The organism is Vibrio sp. HM8-C, from assembly GCF_058630515.1.
Genome location: NZ_JBMMKS010000001.1, coordinates 291,260 through 305,280 on the forward strand (window position 1 = coordinate 291,260; position 14,021 = coordinate 305,280).

Genomic DNA, 14,021 nt, shown 5'->3' on the forward strand with positions numbered 1-14,021 from the left:
ACTGAATAGATTCATTAGGTACAAACATCTACAACGGAAGGTTTCATGAGTTATCTTGCCTTAGCGCGTAAATGGCGTCCTACCAAGTTTAAAGAAGTGGTAGGGCAAGCCCATGTATTAACAGCTTTAGAAAATGCTTTGGCTCACAATCAACTTCACCACGCGTATCTTTTTAGTGGTACTCGTGGTGTTGGTAAAACAACGATTGGACGACTTTTTGCGAAAGGGCTTAATTGCGAAACAGGTATTACATCGACACCGTGTGGTGAGTGTGCAACCTGTAAAGAAATTGACCAAGGACGCTTTGTTGATTTGTTAGAAATCGATGCTGCGTCTCGCACCAAAGTTGAAGATACTCGTGAGCTTCTCGATAACGTCCAGTATAAGCCGGCTCGTGGTCGCTTTAAGGTTTATCTGATAGACGAAGTTCACATGCTGTCGCGTCACAGTTTCAACGCATTATTGAAAACGTTGGAAGAGCCACCGGAGTACGTGAAGTTCCTACTCGCGACCACCGATCCTCAGAAGCTGCCGATGACGATATTGTCACGTTGTTTGCAGTTTCATCTAAAACCAATCAGCGTCGAAAATATCCAGCAGCAGCTCGAACATGTGCTTGGTGAAGAAAAGATTGCCTTCGAGAGCAAGGCATTAGGTCTTATTGCTCATGCTGCCGATGGTAGTATGCGCGACGCACTGAGTTTAACTGACCAAGCTATCGCACTAGGTAACAAACATGTAAACCACGATATTGTGTCACACATGTTGGGTACGTTAGATACCGACCAAGCACTACATTTGCTGCAATCAATCAGCTCAAAGCAACCTCAGAAGGTGATGGAGTCGATTGAGACGTTTGCACAAAATGGCGTTGAATGGGATGGGTTACTTCAGCAGTTTGCTACTCAGTTGCACCGCGTTGCTATGTTTCAAGCACTGCCCGCGAGTCTAGATAAATCGGCTCCTGATGCAGAAAGAATCCAATGGCTCGCGCACTCACTGGCACCTCAAGACGTACAGCTTTATTACCAAATTGCGCTAAAAGGCAGAGCTGACCTTGCTGCTTCGCCGACTGGCCGAATCGGTATGGAAATGATCGCCTTAAGAATGATGGCGTTTAGACCTTCTCAAGTGTCGCTGACATCAGCAATATCTACGCAAAGTGAACCTGCAACGCCAATTAGAACAACAGTAGCTGAACCAGCCGCTCAAGCACCTGTAGCTCCGAGATCTCACGTCGCACCTTCGGCTCCTGTAGTACCAAGCGCTCCGCAACATTCTGCGGCTCCGGCTCAAACTGTGCCGCAATCAGCGCCAGTTCAGAGTCAACCTGTAGACAATCATGCCGAGCAATATAACGCGCCGCGTGATGCCCAACAGGCGCCGATGAATCCTGTTTCTCAGTCTGAACCTTATGTTCCGGTAGAACAACCAATCGCTGTCGAACCTCCTCAGCAAGAACGTAAAGCGGCATCGCCACTAACGGGGCTGAGACACCAGTTACGTTCACAGCGCGAAGGCCTGAATCAGCAAGTAAACTCTGGTCAAGGAAACACAGGTCACGGCTCAAAAAAGTCTGAAGCGGCATCAGCAAAACCTACAACGGTGTTAGAACGTGTTGCACAACGTGCTCAAAACGCTTCGCCGATGTCGCCTTCTTTTGTTACTAATGAGCCTGAAGAGCAAGAAGCTTATCAATGGCGTCCAACTCAGCCAGTTGCTGACGTTGAAGTAAAAAAAGAACTAACACCGACTCAAATTAAAAAGTCTTTGGAACATGAAAAAACACCAGAGATGACATCGAAACTTATTGATGAAGCCTGTGCTCAGAATGAATGGGCGAATCTGATTCAAAGTTTAGAGACAGCAAAACTCGTAGAGCAGTTGGCATTAAACTCGGTTTATAAAAAGCAGGGCAATGTGATTGAGCTTCTATTACGCTCTAGTCATGCTCACCTCAATACCGATAAAGCACAAAGCGAATTGCTACAGGCGATCAATACAAAATTAGGTGAAGAGTGTGTGCTCTCTGTCTCACTAGGAGAGGATGGGGAAACACCGCTTGAGCTGCGTGAAAGGCTCTACCAAGAGAAACTTTCTCATGCGATGAGCCAACTATCATCGGATCCTAATGTACAATTTATTGAGCGTCGATTTAGCGCAGAATTGGATAAAGACAGCGTAAGACCAATTTAACCGAAACAGCGGGGTTGAGATTTCAAACTTTTAACCCCACTGTATGTGAAACAATCAAAGATAAACCAGAGAGATAAAGATGTTTGGTAAAGGCGGAATGGGCAACTTAATGAAGCAAGCCCAACAAATGCAAGATCGCATGCAAAAGATGCAAGAAGAAATCGCAAACATGGAAATCACCGGTGAATCTGGTGCAGGTTTGGTAAAAGTTACTATTACTGGCAGTCACAGTGTCCGTCGCGTTGACATCGATGAAAGCTTGATGGAAGACGACAAAGAAATGCTAGAAGATTTGATTGCTGCTGCATTTAACGATGCTGCACGTCGTATCGAAGAAGCTTCAAAAGAGAAAATGGCTGCAGTAACTGGCGGTATGCAATTACCACCAGGTATGAAGATGCCTTTCTAAGAAGTAGGTGATTGATGCGTACCAGTCATATGCTGGAGCATTTGATGGAGGCCTTACGTTGTCTACCTGGGGTTGGACCCAAGTCGGCTCAACGTATGGCCTTTCATTTGTTACAGCGCGACAGAAAAGGTGGGCTGTTGCTCGCTGAGGCGCTTGGTCAGGCAATGGTTGATATCGGTCATTGCAGTGAATGTCGGACATTCACCGAAGAAGAGACCTGCCACATCTGTAATAACCCTAAACGCCAAGAAAATGGTCAGTTGTGTGTGGTGGAAAGTCCTGCCGATATTGCAGCTTTAGAAGCAACCGGTCAATTTTCAGGTCGTTACTTTGTACTGATGGGACACTTGTCTCCACTGGATGGCATTGGACCTAGTGATATTGGTCTAGATGTTCTGGATTTTCGCCTGCAAAGAGGTGGGATCAGTGAAGTTATTTTAGCGACTAACCCAACGGTAGAAGGCGAAGCTACCGCTCACTATATTGCTGAGCTGTGTCGCGAGCACCAAGTTTCTGCAAGTCGTATTGCTCATGGTGTGCCGGTAGGCGGTGAGTTAGAGCTGGTTGACGGCACAACGCTGTCCCACTCTTTACTTGGTCGCCAAAAACTTTCCTAAGATTTACCGTAGTGACCAGAGCCGCTGATTTTCACAGCGGCTTTGTTTTATCTTCAGCATTTATCATTCAATAAATGAACTAAATTTCTTTTATTTCACCGTCGACAATCTTATAGATAACTGCCCCAATAATTCCGCCCACAATTGGCGCTACCCAAAATAGCCACAGTTGTGAAATTGCCCAATCACCGACGAACACAGCGACACCTGTACTTCGCGCAGGGTTAACTGAAGTGTTCGTGACTGGAATACTAATTAAGTGGATGAGAGTTAAACATAAACCGATAGCGATAGGAGCAAATCCCTGTGGCGCTCTTGAATCAGTGGCTCCCATAATGACGAAAAGAAACATTGCAGTCATAACCAATTCGCAGACCAAAGCCGCCATGAAAGAGTAACCACCGGGAGAGTGTTCACCGTAGCCGTTGGTTGCAAAGCCTGAAGCGACCACATCAAAGCCAGTTTGGCCTGTTGCGATGACATACAACACACCGCCAGCAATCACGCCACCAATCACTTGAGCAAGAACATAAGGAAGGATGTCTTTACTTTCAAATCGACCTCCAGCCCAAAGCCCAAAAGTCACGGCAGGATTCAAATGACATCCAGAGATATGGCCGATGGCGAAAGCCATAGTGAGAACGGTTAAACCAAACGCTAGTGATACGCCAAGCAAACCAATTCCTACGTCAGGGAACGCTGCCGCAAGCACCGCGCTACCACAGCCACCGAGTACCAACCAAAATGTACCGATTAGTTCAGCAAGATATTTCTTCATAGTCACATTCCTATATGTAACGAAATACATATCAGAAGCGTAGTTGAAAAAGATAAATCGCTTAGTGGATAGATGAACTTATATGTTTCAAAAGTGGTACTTGGGTTCAAAAACAGTCTAAATTAGGTCAACTGTTCCAGTTCAGTAAGGTTTTGTAGCGCTTCTTGGTTCGTCGAACCACAGACGATACGGCAAGGTTTGAAGTCATGGCAGACGTTTGGTCTTTCTGGTTTGCCAAACAACTTACATAAGTTGTCTTCATTCAATTGAATGCATCGAACACCAGCAGGTTTACCATTCGGCATACCCGGAATTGGAGAAGATATGCTAGGTGCGATACAGCATGCACCACATCCAAGTCGACAATTCATTGAGACCTACCGAAAGTAAAAGCAAAAATAAGGGCGCAGATGTTAACAGAAAACCTTCACTGCTGCAGACTTTTTAAGCTGTTTTTTTCAGCATGTTTGCCCTTGTAATTTGTGTGGTGGGGGGGTATAACACGCCCCTCAGTTACAGATAGAAAGAATGCAGCGATGACAACACCATTTTGGGAAAGCAAAACACTAGAGCAAATGACAGAAACCGAATGGGAGTCATTGTGTGATGGCTGCGGTAAGTGTTGTCTGCATAAGCTGATGGATGAAGACAGTGACGAAGTCTATTACACCAATGTGGCTTGTAGTTGGTTAAATAGCAAAACCTGTGCTTGCAAAGACTACCCAAACCGCTTCGAATCTGGTGAAGAGTGTCTAAAACTGACTCGCGATAAGATTGATGAGTTCCACTGGCTCCCAGATACTTGTGCCTACCGTCTGCTTTCTCAAAATGAGCCGATACCACAATGGCATCCGCTTATTACCGGTTCAAAAGCCGCAATGCATGCAGCTGGGGAAAGTGTTCGCAATAAAGTGGTGTATGAAATCGATGTTGTCGATTGGGAAGATCACATACTCAACCACCCAAATCGAAACTAGAAGCCGGATACAAAAAATCCCACAGTGTTGTTAAATATTGTGGGATTTTTTAAGCCTGAAAAGAAAATAAAAATTGGGTCTAGGCTAATAGTAACAATAGGCTACCAACGGTTGCCGCAGCGGAAAGATATTGCCCCGCTGAGAAGAATGAATCATCTTTCTCTTTTACTTTGTCTGGGTGTTCCATACCTAAAGCACCATAGGTAAAGGCTTCCACCTTATCACTCATGGTTTTATCACTTTCAGGCATTTTGCCGTTTTGCTCAATATCTTGTAATGCAGCAAGCAACGCCTTTCCTTCGTCAGAAAGCGTAACTTTGTTTTGTTCGACCTTCAGAGGAGCTGGCGAAGTCGACTCTGTACTAGCTGAAGCTTGAGTTTTTACCGCTTGGGGGGCATTCAGATTCGATACTGATCCTGCGCCTACTGGGTTCATACTGCTCTCCTAAATCCTTCCTCAATAAATATATCGACAGGCTTATGTCAAACTTGTGTGATTTTTTGATCATTTTTTCACTTGTTGCTTACAAAGCAATTAGCATGCCTGATTTTTGTACTTTTATAATTGAGATGAGTGAGGAGGAGAAATGGCTGAAATTTGTCTCAAGCGAAGAGGTTTGCAGTTGAAGTTACAGTGATTTTCACGTCAGCTGTAACTTCAAAATTCGATTTTTTAAGCTTTTCTATAAACGCGAATCATAAAATCTGCTTCGCATTTTACAGTGTCTGAGTTTTTCAATTCTGCTTTGTAAGCCTCACTAGCGCGCCATGCAAAAGGTGTCATTTGCAATAAGTCAAATGCCTCATGACCATTAAGGTTCATCAGATAATTAACTTTTGCTTCATGTTCTAAGGTGAAGTTTTCTATCGATTCTGGCTGCTCTTCATGCAAACGCACGTCTTGATAGATACCTTGTTTAAACTCGTACAAATGTCTAGCAGCAGGAGTCACTGTAATAACCACTCCGCCTGATTTTATGCAGCGATTTAATTCATCCGCTTTACATGGAGCATAGATACGTAAGATTCCATCCAATGAGTTATCGGCAAAAGGTAATCGGTGGCTTGAAGCTACAGTAAATTCACAGTTTGTATAACGTTTGGCTGCATATCGAATAGCAACTTTGGAGATATCTAAACCAAAGGTCTTAGCATCTGCACTTTGCTCTTTTAAGCAATCGGCAATGTAAGTCGTGTAGTAGCCCTCACCACAACCAATATCGAGTAGCTGGTGGTCTGTGCTTTTTAAGAACTGTTTACACAATTCCGCGACTTTTTCACGCATTGGATTGTAATGACCGCCATCGAGAAAACGACGTCTTGCCTGCATCATCTCTTTATTGTCACCGGGATCTTTTGAACGCTTATGGTGAGCGGGCATCAAGTTGACATAGCCCTCTTTCGCCAAATCAAACTGGTGATTGTTTTCGCATGAATAAGTGCGCTGATTAAGAGTGAGGGGGTGCTGGCAAAGCGGGCACTGATAAGCCATGGTGTTCTCAAGGTAATAAATCGAAGCGGTAAGTGTAGCGGTATCTCAATCAAATAAAAAGCCGATTGGATAGGGCATTTCAGCTACTTTTGGAACTAAGGTTTCACTTTCTAGCCGCTCGGATAGTCAAACTGACAACTATTTGGTTTATGCCAATATTTTGACCTTATTCCTTGTATAACAATAGCTTATATATTGATTGTTTTGTCATATTTTTAGTGCATAGCGCATGCTAAAGAGGTTAGTATCTCGCGCGTAAAAACAACAATATTGAGAGCAGTTTAATAATGTCATTTTCGCTAAAGCAAAAGTTAATTGGTGCTAGCCTTACCGCAGTTGTTGTTATGGCTGGAGCATTGACTTGGTTGTCTATCGACCGAATCTACGATCAGACACAAAAAGCGATGTCGGAGCGCGTTGAAACTCTGACTACGGCTACAGCTAAAGGTATCTCAGATTGGGTTGCCGATAGAAAATCCATCACGTCAGCATTTAAAGATTATGCGAATGCTTCAGATCCTGTCCCATTTTTACAACAAGGCCGAATTTCCGGTGGTTTTGATGAGCTCTATTACGGTACTACGGAAGGTGTGATGCATCGTTCATACCCTGAGCGTAACAAAGCAGGCTATGACCCACGTAAACGTCCTTGGTACATCGATGCTTCAACTGCAGGTAAGATGATTGTAACTACCGCATATCAAGATGCGGTAACCAATGCATTACTGATCACTATTGCTGAGCCAGTAAAAATTAACGGACGTTTTTCTGGTGTCGTTGGTGCAGATGTATTGATTGAACAGCTTGTGTCAGATGTTCTTTCCTCAGATGCAGGGGATAACGCAAGAACCATGCTTATCGATACTCAAGATGGAAACTGGTTAGCACATCCTGAAAAAGATCTCACTCTTAAACCTGTTTCTTCTGTTTCAAAAGCATTAACTATTGAAGCAATTAATCAAGCTGCTAAGTCGAAAACCTTTATTCCGGTTGAACTTAATGGTTCTGAGAAGTTGTATTACTTCAAAGCAGTACCTGGTACTCAATGGATTTTTGTGGCTGAGTTAGATAAAAAGACCGAGCTTGCTTCAACAAATTCTCTGCTGTGGGGGCTGATTTCTACCGCAGTCGTGGTGACGCTATTAGTTCTGTTGGCTGTTTCATGGTTGGTTAACTTCTTGATTAAAGACCTTTCTCGTGTGAGCAAAGCTCTGGAAGAAATCGCATCAGGAGACGCAGATTTAACTCAACGTCTAGCTATCCATTCTGATGATGAAGTTGGAAAACTTGCACAAAGTTTCAACCAATTTGTTGGTAACATGCAGCAAATGGTGGCGAATTTAGGTAATGTTTCATCTAACTTGCTACAACAATCTGCACACGCGGCTAAGCAATCAGAGCAAAATAATATCCGCATTCAACAGCAGCAAGATGAGATTAATATGGTCGCTACTGCCATCAATGAAATGTCAGCTGCTACACATGAAATTGCCGGAAATGCAGAGCAAACGGCGGGTAACTCCAATGATGCTGTGATCGCTTGTGATGCTGGCGCTCGTCAGGTTACACAAACACAAGTCTCTATTGAGAACCTTGCAACTGAAGTAGAAGTTGCAACGGGCGTGATTGAAGAGTTAGAAGGGCACAGTAACCAGATCAGCAATATTCTATCCACGATTCAAGGTATTGCAGAGCAAACAAACTTGCTGGCATTAAACGCTGCTATCGAAGCTGCGCGTGCAGGCGAACAAGGGCGCGGTTTTGCGGTGGTTGCTGATGAAGTTCGTGTATTGAGTCAGCGTACCCATGCTTCGACCAAAGAAATTCAGCAAATGATCGATACGCTTCAAAGCACAACTGGTAAAGCAGTATCGATTATGAATGATAGTCGAGCGCTTGCAGCGACGAGCGTGGCCGATGCCATCAATGCATCACAGTCGCTCGATCAAATTAGAAGTGTTGTATCGGCAATCAGTGATATGGCAACTCATATCGCAACAGCGGCTGAAGAGCAAGCTTCGGTAACTTCGGAAATCACACGTAATACCCAAGGTATTCGTGACGTATCGAACGAGTTCTCAATTGAAGCACAAGATGCCGCTAAACAAGCTGCACAGCTATCTTCACTTTCTCATGAGTTGGAATCTGAAATTCGTCGATTTAAAGTCTAAGATTCTTTAGACAAAAAAGCCCCGATAATCTAGTTTGTTATAAAACTCAGTTATCGGGCTTTTCTATTGGTAATGACTTAAACAAATCGGGGAAAACTATTCATAAGAAAAGGAGATTACTCCTTAGGCATGAATATTATTCCGCTGAGATTGTTGTTGTCAGTAGGTGCTGTTCACCAGGCTGCAGAGTTTGACCTGCTGAAATGCAAGGAGCGTGAATGGTTGACTCAACACAGAACATGGTTTTGTAGCCATCATCTGGCATGTCTGCCATAGCTTTTGAGCCTTGCGACCAAGGATTCCAAAGTACTGCTGAGTTGTGACCTGTATTTTCAATATAGAGCGCACGTTTCAGCACTGGGTCTGACACTTTAATGATCTGTTCAGGCATGGTGTAGATTCGGTCGATGGTATCAGTGAGAACTAGAGAAGCTTCACCTTGGCAAATCTTAGAATCTTGTAGTTTGTCGATATACTCAGCGCCCATACCGGTTGTAGATATTTGAGCCACATCGCCAACGTTTAGATAAGTATGAAGCGCACTTGAGAACGTCCATGCTTTTTCATCAGTGTTGTTAACTTCCAACGTGACTTTCAGTTCATCACCAATTTCAACGAATAAGCGAGTTTTAAATTTGTAAGGCCAGATTGCTAACGTCTGTTCTGTTTCTTCTAGCTCCAGAACAACGACAACACCTTGCTCACTTTCTCTATGTTCAGCCAGTTTCCACTCACAAATGCGAGCAAAACCGTGTCCAGGTTCAGCAATTTTGCCAAACCATGGCCAACAAACTGGAATGCCGCCACGGAGAGCTGCTTTGCCATCGAACGGTGTGTTACTGCTCATCCAGATTAGGTCTTCTTTTCCTGCCGGAATATAAGAAAGCACATGTGCACCATGCAAAGCGATACCTGCAGTTGCTTTGTCGTGGATTACGCGAACAATTTTTACATCATCTTTTTCAACGATGGTTACATTGTCAGAAAGGTAAGTCAGTGTAGGGAGAGATTTTAGATCCATAAATATCATTCCTCATTCAGCTTCTGTTTGGCTGTTTGTGATTGAACATCAAAGCTGCAAAAACTAAAAAAGGCGACACATCGGCCGCCTTTTCATCATTCTCAACGAATTTCTTCGCTAATGCTTACATTACTTAGAGATGTGAGCGATTAGGTCTAGAACTTTGTTTGAGTAACCGATTTCGTTGTCGTACCAAGATACAACTTTAACGAATTTGTCAGTTAGAGCGATACCAGCTTTAGCATCGAATACAGAAGTACATTTTTCGCCGATGAAGTCTTGAGATACTACTGCATCTTCAGTGTAACCAAGAACGCCAGCCATTTCGCCTTCAGAAGCTTCTTTCATCGCTTTACAGATTTCTTCGTAAGAAGCAGGGTTTTTCAGGTTAACAGTTAAGTCAACAACAGAAACGTTAGCAGTTGGTACGCGGAAAGCCATGCCAGTTAGAAGACCTTTAACTGCTGGAAGTACAACGCCTACTGCTTTAGCAGCACCAGTTGAAGATGGGATGATGTTTTGAGAAGCACCACGGCCACCGCGCCAGTCTTTAGCTGAAGGACCATCTACAGTTTTTTGAGTTGCTGTAGTAGCGTGAACTGTAGTCATAAGACCAGATTCGATACCGAACTTGTCGTTAAGAACTTTAGCGATAGGCGCTAGACAGTTAGTAGTACAAGAAGCGTTAGAAACGATGTCTTGACCAGCGTAAGTGTCGAAGTTTACGCCGTTAACGAACATTGGAGTCGCATCTTTTGAAGGACCAGTCATAACAACTTTCTTCGCACCAGCAGTGATGTGCTTACGTGCAGTAGCGTCGTCTAGGAATAGACCAGTTGCTTCAGCAACAACGTCAACACCGATTGCATCCCATTTTAGATCTTCTGGGTTACGCTCAGCAGTAACACGTACAGTCTTACCGTTTACGATTAGGTTACCACCTTCAACTTCAACAGTGCCGTTGAAACGACCGTGAGTTGAATCGTACTTAAGCATGTAAGCCATGTAATCTACGTCGATAAGGTCGTTGATACCAACAACTTCGATGTCATTACGTTCTTGTGCTGCACGGAATACGAAACGGCCAATACGGCCAAAACCGTTAATACCTACTTTGATAGTCATTATAGTTGCTCCACAACTTAATTTCTGATTAAAGATAACTGGTAGTAAAATTACAAAATCCAGTAAACATCTGCAACAGATAATCCGACTTAACTTGTTTAAAGTCAAAAAAAACTGTCGCTTTTTTTCACAATCACTTACAAGTGATTAGTTTTTAAACGTGCTACTGCTTTTCATCCCTACCAATTGACGTAAAATAATCAATCTACGAGGTTATAAATGCTCAAATAACCCACCATTCTATGGTGAAAAAGTATGTGCTACAAAATCATATGTACGCAAGTTTTTAGAGAAAAAAGTCAAAAATAATTATTAGAAAAATGGAGAAAGAAAAGCGTGGTTGAAAAAGCCCAAAAGATAGAGAAGCCTGACGAATACTGGAAAGACCAGTTATCGGAAGAGGAATATTACGTTTGTCGCCAAAGAGGAACTGAAGCGCCATTCACAGGTAAATTGCTGCATAACAAATTGACCGGTGCTTACCATTGTACGTGCTGTAACGCGCCTTTGTTTAGCTCTGAAAACAAGTACGACTCCGGTTGTGGTTGGCCAAGTTTCGATGCGCCAATTGATGACCAAGCCATCCGTTATTTAGAAGATCTGAGTCACGGAATGATACGTACTGAAATTCGTTGTTCAGCTTGTGACAGCCATTTAGGTCACGTATTTCCAGATGGTCCACAGACTACTGGTGAGCGTTTTTGTGTTAACTCGGTGTCGTTAATTTTCAACAAAAAGTGAAAAAGTTGGTGATAGATCACCAACTTTTGTTTGATAGCTACATTATTTCAAAGAGTTAGGGACGATGCTCTTTTTGTATTGTCCCTGTTTGATGGATTTAATGACCGATTCCGCAATTTTATCCAGCTTTTCAAACTTCTCTTCATTAAAACCATACATTAATGCGAGCTCAGATTCGCTTGCGATAGGCACTTTATATTCTTTACCAACCATCGCCCAAATATAGGCATGTTCTTTATCTCCCCCAGTGTGATAATTGCTGGCGAGTGATTTGAATATTTCAGTGTTGATCTTGTCAGGCTTGCTCAACTCTAAAGCATGATTGAGTAAAGCGATGGTTTTCTCTCGATCTCGAGTGGTATAGAAGGTCGCTAACGCATACTGCAGCTCTGCGGTTTCAAGTTCAGGTTTGCCTTCAAGCTGTAAAAACTCGCGACGAGCTTTATGGTCGCCTTCTTGGCTCCATAAAAAATATAACGCCTCTGGCGTACGTTCTTTACGTAGTTCAGCCGCCAAACGTTTTAAATCTTCTCCCGAATTCACTAATGCATTAACGCGGTTTTGTTTGAGCTGTGCTTGGTCAATGGTTTGTATTTGAGAGGCAAGCTCTAAACATTTACGGTAAGTGCTGGTTAGATTGTACTCTTCAATCTTATTTGCAGGTGTTGGGTCTTTAAGTACTTCGAAACGATGCCAGATCAGATCAGTTCTAGGGATACGGCATTGCCCATCATTCACATTAAGTCTTTCACATTGCAAAGCTGGGTTATCTTCACAAAGTTGGTCTGTATTCTTTTTATTTTCAAAGCATCCAGACAATGCGAAAGGCAATGATAAAACGAGAATGGCTTTAGTTATGTTCATATATATTGGCCTGTTGACCTAACGAATAGATAATATTTTTAGTAACGGATGAGACTCAAATAATGCAGACTCTATGCCACGTGATGTTAGAAAAATGTTTAGCTTGTGATCCGATACACTTATTTATTTAGCTTGTCTTGACTCAATGTGCCAGCAAGTTATTTTTGGCGCAAATCTTTAATTTAGGAATGCACCATGGACGCAAATCAACTTGTTGCTGCAATTACACCTGAAGCCTATGAGCGTTTATTGTTTGCTGTTGAAACAGGTAAGTGGCCTGAAGGTACTTCACTTTCTCAAGAGCAGCGAGATTCTTGTATGCAAGCTGTGATGTTGTACCAATCGAAGCATAACAACGACGCTGACCATATGACTATTGGTGTTGGTGGCGAAATGGTCTTTAAATCGAAAGCAGAATTAAAGAAACGTTTCCAAGACAATCAAGAAGATATAGTACGAATTAATCCTAATCACGAGTAGTGACAAAGGCTGGATAAAGAAAACCCCGTATGTGAATACGGGGTTTTCTTACTTTAAAGCGGTTTGTTTGAGCTTACTACGGTTATCTATAAAGACATTTCACCACGCAGTACTTGCTGCATTTTCTGCTTAACTTGTTCGTAAGAGAGATTTTGGCTCAATAGATAGTGCAGTTTTGCTAACGCAGCTTCTGGAGTCATGTCGTAACCACTGATCACACCTGCATCGGCAAGGGCACATCCTGTTGCGTAACCACCCATGTTAACCTTACCAGCCAAGCATTGAGTTAAGTTCACTACAATCACGCCACGTTCTGAAGCCGCTTTAAGCTGTGCTAACAATTCTGGGTTTTGTGGTGCATTACCAACGCCGAAAGTAAGTAGGATCATCGCATTTACTGGCTGCAATAAGGTATTGCGGATAACTTCATGCGAAATCCCTGGGTACATTGTGATTACGCCAATCGGCTGCGGAGTAATATGGTGCACACGGAATTTGCCTTCAGGTTCTTTACCTATTTGCACGCCGTTACTGACGTGAATATTGATACCTGCTTCAAGCAAAGGTGGAATATTTGGTGATGTAAAAGCATTGAAACCGTCAGCGTGAGATTTCGTGCTGCGGTTGCCGCGCATCAAATGATTATTAAAGAATAGCGTTACTTCGTTAATTGGGTAATTTGCTGCAATGTGCAGTGCGTTGAGCAAGTTAGCTTGACCATCAGAACGCAGTTCTGCCAATGGAATCTGTGAGCCGGTCACAATCACTGGCTTGCCTAGATTTTCCAACATGAACGACAGTGCTGAAGCGGTATAAGCCATGGTGTCAGTACCATGAAGAATCACGAAGCCATCGTATTTGTCGTAGTTGTCGTTGATGTCATCAGCGATTTTCTGCCAGTCTTCTGGTGTCATATCTGAAGAGTCAATCAATGGTTCATATTCGTGAACCGTGAACTCAGGCATTTCGTCACGATGGAACTCAGGCATATTCGCCAGTTGCTTCTCCATGAATCCCGCCACAGGAACATATCCGTGTGAAGATTTTTTCATGCCGATAGTGCCGCCAGTGTAGGCGATATAGATATGTTTTCTTGCCATGATTACAACTACTGAAGGTCGTGATAAATAGTGTGGCGATTATAACGAAA

15 protein-coding genes are annotated in these 14,021 nt (G+C 43.1%); 7 read left to right on the plus strand and 8 right to left on the minus strand.

What is annotated here, in order from left to right; translation table 11 throughout:
- The first annotated feature begins 45 nt into the window (after positions 1-45).
- The 3 genes from dnaX to recR all read left to right on the plus strand — a co-directional run bounded on the left by dnaX (position 46) and on the right by recR (position 3,222).
- Entirely contained in the window at positions 46-2,196 is a 2,151-nt protein-coding gene (gene dnaX / locus ACOSVQ_RS01310) for a DNA polymerase III subunit gamma/tau (RefSeq protein ID WP_491980800.1), read from the plus strand.
- Between the two features lie 79 nt (positions 2,197-2,275).
- Positions 2,276-2,605, plus strand: a complete 330-nt coding sequence (locus ACOSVQ_RS01315; RefSeq protein WP_042486139.1) for a YbaB/EbfC family nucleoid-associated protein — start codon at positions 2,276-2,278, stop codon at positions 2,603-2,605.
- Positions 2,606-2,619: 14 nt separating this feature from the next.
- Positions 2,620-3,222, plus strand: coding sequence for a recombination mediator RecR (gene recR / locus ACOSVQ_RS01320; RefSeq protein ID WP_491980801.1), 603 nt, complete (start codon positions 2,620-2,622; stop codon positions 3,220-3,222).
- A gap of 79 nt (positions 3,223-3,301) precedes the next feature.
- Here recR and aqpZ read toward each other — a convergent pair whose 3' ends face one another.
- The gene (gene aqpZ, locus ACOSVQ_RS01325) at positions 3,302-4,000 is read right to left on the minus strand and encodes an aquaporin Z (protein ID WP_491980802.1); all 699 of its coding nucleotides are present in this window, start codon (positions 3,998-4,000) and stop codon (positions 3,302-3,304) included.
- 122 nt (positions 4,001-4,122) lie between these two features.
- Positions 4,123-4,371 (minus strand): YkgJ family cysteine cluster protein, encoded by a 249-nt coding sequence (locus ACOSVQ_RS01330; RefSeq protein WP_491980803.1) that lies wholly within the window; start codon positions 4,369-4,371, stop codon positions 4,123-4,125.
- 165 nt (positions 4,372-4,536) lie between these two features.
- Between ACOSVQ_RS01330 and ACOSVQ_RS01335 the strand changes: the two genes are divergently transcribed.
- The gene (locus ACOSVQ_RS01335) at positions 4,537-4,977 is read left to right on the plus strand and encodes a YcgN family cysteine cluster protein (protein WP_491980804.1); all 441 of its coding nucleotides are present in this window, start codon (positions 4,537-4,539) and stop codon (positions 4,975-4,977) included.
- Between the two features lie 79 nt (positions 4,978-5,056).
- Here the strand turns inward: ACOSVQ_RS01335 and ACOSVQ_RS01340 are convergent, their stop codons facing one another.
- A complete protein-coding gene (locus tag ACOSVQ_RS01340) occupies positions 5,057-5,413 on the minus strand; it encodes a hypothetical protein (RefSeq protein ID WP_491980805.1) in 357 nt (118 codons plus the stop codon).
- 237 nt (positions 5,414-5,650) lie between these two features.
- Positions 5,651-6,469: a 23S rRNA (guanine(745)-N(1))-methyltransferase gene (gene rlmA / locus ACOSVQ_RS01345; protein ID WP_491980806.1), complete on the minus strand. Its 819-nt coding sequence runs from the start codon at positions 6,467-6,469 to the stop codon at positions 5,651-5,653.
- A 287-nt stretch (positions 6,470-6,756) separates the two neighbouring features.
- Between rlmA and ACOSVQ_RS01350 the strand changes: the two genes are divergently transcribed.
- Positions 6,757-8,640 carry a methyl-accepting chemotaxis protein gene (locus tag ACOSVQ_RS01350; RefSeq protein WP_491980807.1) on the plus strand — a complete coding sequence of 628 codons (1,884 nt, stop codon included), beginning with the start codon at positions 6,757-6,759 and terminating at the stop codon, positions 8,638-8,640.
- Between the two features lie 136 nt (positions 8,641-8,776).
- Here ACOSVQ_RS01350 and ACOSVQ_RS01355 read toward each other — a convergent pair whose 3' ends face one another.
- Complete coding sequence (locus tag ACOSVQ_RS01355; RefSeq protein ID WP_491980808.1) at positions 8,777-9,661, minus strand: D-hexose-6-phosphate mutarotase; 885 nt, start codon at positions 9,659-9,661, stop codon at positions 8,777-8,779.
- A 129-nt stretch (positions 9,662-9,790) separates the two neighbouring features.
- Positions 9,791-10,786 carry a type I glyceraldehyde-3-phosphate dehydrogenase gene (gene gap / locus ACOSVQ_RS01360; RefSeq protein WP_102940087.1) on the minus strand — a complete coding sequence of 332 codons (996 nt, stop codon included), beginning with the start codon at positions 10,784-10,786 and terminating at the stop codon, positions 9,791-9,793.
- A gap of 336 nt (positions 10,787-11,122) precedes the next feature.
- On the opposite strand from gap, the gene msrB reads away from it, so the two are divergent.
- The gene (gene msrB, locus ACOSVQ_RS01365) at positions 11,123-11,527 is read left to right on the plus strand and encodes a peptide-methionine (R)-S-oxide reductase MsrB (RefSeq protein ID WP_491980809.1); all 405 of its coding nucleotides are present in this window, start codon (positions 11,123-11,125) and stop codon (positions 11,525-11,527) included.
- Positions 11,528-11,569: 42 nt separating this feature from the next.
- On the opposite strand, the gene ACOSVQ_RS01370 is transcribed toward msrB, so the two are convergent.
- Positions 11,570-12,391 (minus strand): DUF2989 domain-containing protein, encoded by an 822-nt coding sequence (locus ACOSVQ_RS01370; protein ID WP_491980810.1) that lies wholly within the window; start codon positions 12,389-12,391, stop codon positions 11,570-11,572.
- 195 nt (positions 12,392-12,586) lie between these two features.
- On the opposite strand from ACOSVQ_RS01370, the gene ACOSVQ_RS01375 reads away from it, so the two are divergent.
- Positions 12,587-12,871 (plus strand): YeaC family protein, encoded by a 285-nt coding sequence (locus ACOSVQ_RS01375; RefSeq protein ID WP_491980811.1) that lies wholly within the window; start codon positions 12,587-12,589, stop codon positions 12,869-12,871.
- A gap of 86 nt (positions 12,872-12,957) precedes the next feature.
- Here the strand turns inward: ACOSVQ_RS01375 and ansA are convergent, their stop codons facing one another.
- Positions 12,958-13,971: an asparaginase gene (ansA, locus tag ACOSVQ_RS01380; protein WP_491980812.1), complete on the minus strand. Its 1,014-nt coding sequence runs from the start codon at positions 13,969-13,971 to the stop codon at positions 12,958-12,960.
- Between the last annotated feature and the right edge of the window lie 50 nt (positions 13,972-14,021).

Bases quoted from the DNA above. Each gene is read 5' to 3' on its own strand.
- dnaX (WP_491980800.1), top strand. From the start codon at position 46: ATGAGTTATCTTGCCTTAGCGCGTAAATGGCGTCCTACCAAGTTTAAA.
- ACOSVQ_RS01315 (WP_042486139.1), top strand. From the start codon at position 2,276: ATGTTTGGTAAAGGCGGAATGGGCAACTTAATGAAGCAAGCCCAACAA.
- recR (WP_491980801.1), top strand. From the start codon at position 2,620: ATGCGTACCAGTCATATGCTGGAGCATTTGATGGAGGCCTTACGTTGT.
- aqpZ (WP_491980802.1), bottom strand. From the start codon at position 4,000: ATGAAGAAATATCTTGCTGAACTAATCGGTACATTTTGGTTGGTACTC.
- ACOSVQ_RS01330 (WP_491980803.1), bottom strand. From the start codon at position 4,371: ATGAATTGTCGACTTGGATGTGGTGCATGCTGTATCGCACCTAGCATA.
- ACOSVQ_RS01335 (WP_491980804.1), top strand. From the start codon at position 4,537: ATGACAACACCATTTTGGGAAAGCAAAACACTAGAGCAAATGACAGAA.
- ACOSVQ_RS01340 (WP_491980805.1), bottom strand. From the start codon at position 5,413: ATGAACCCAGTAGGCGCAGGATCAGTATCGAATCTGAATGCCCCCCAA.
- rlmA (WP_491980806.1), bottom strand. From the start codon at position 6,469: ATGGCTTATCAGTGCCCGCTTTGCCAGCACCCCCTCACTCTTAATCAG.
- ACOSVQ_RS01350 (WP_491980807.1), top strand. From the start codon at position 6,757: ATGTCATTTTCGCTAAAGCAAAAGTTAATTGGTGCTAGCCTTACCGCA.
- ACOSVQ_RS01355 (WP_491980808.1), bottom strand. From the start codon at position 9,661: ATGGATCTAAAATCTCTCCCTACACTGACTTACCTTTCTGACAATGTA.
- gap (WP_102940087.1), bottom strand. From the start codon at position 10,786: ATGACTATCAAAGTAGGTATTAACGGTTTTGGCCGTATTGGCCGTTTC.
- ACOSVQ_RS01370 (WP_491980810.1), bottom strand. From the start codon at position 12,391: ATGAACATAACTAAAGCCATTCTCGTTTTATCATTGCCTTTCGCATTG.
- ACOSVQ_RS01375 (WP_491980811.1), top strand. From the start codon at position 12,587: ATGGACGCAAATCAACTTGTTGCTGCAATTACACCTGAAGCCTATGAG.
- ansA (WP_491980812.1), bottom strand. From the start codon at position 13,971: ATGGCAAGAAAACATATCTATATCGCCTACACTGGCGGCACTATCGGC.